The following is a 535-nucleotide window of genomic DNA, read 5'->3' on the forward strand; positions in this document are numbered from 1 at the left end:
GATATAGCTTTTCCGTTAATGTCTATAAGATTATAGCTTAAATTATCGAGCGCATGATCTGAAATTTTCAGCATAACGTAATCAGACGTTGGATTAGGATACATAATGGCTGATAGATTTATAGTGTTCAATTCTGAATTGCTTAAGGTTTGAAATTCAAATGCTTGCTGAACACCCTGGGAAACTGTACCACTTCCTATATTGGTAGTATACACCAATTGACCAACCGTATAACTGGATGAACCGCCGCTGCCTGTGGCATCTCCTCCTGATGTTGGAATGGTCTCTTGTGAATACATTAATTGGGTAGAGAAGACTATACAAGCTACAAGTGTTAGTTTTTTAATCATTGGTTTTATGGTTTATGGTGTTTTGGTAGTCAACTCAAAAACAGGAGGTAACTATGGTTATATACTTGATAAACAATTAAAATTAAAAAAAAAAACGTAGAAAAAAAGTAAAAACCCATTAATTTTACGTAACACTACTTAGTGAGAAGACACTTCTTTAGTTAAAAAGAAAAACAACTAATGGT

General features: G+C 33.5%; 1 protein-coding gene. It reads right to left on the bottom strand.

The genetic code is table 11. The features are described 5' to 3' along the window. Window positions 1–350 (bottom strand): hypothetical protein (locus CXF67_RS00190; RefSeq protein ID WP_145990321.1); only part of this gene is annotated, 350 nt, incomplete at its 3' end. Between the last annotated feature and the right edge of the window lie 185 nt (window positions 351–535).

The sequence above is a fragment of the Psychroflexus sp. MES1-P1E genome (genome assembly GCF_002836055.1).
GTDB lineage: Bacteria > Bacteroidota > Bacteroidia > Flavobacteriales > Flavobacteriaceae > Psychroflexus.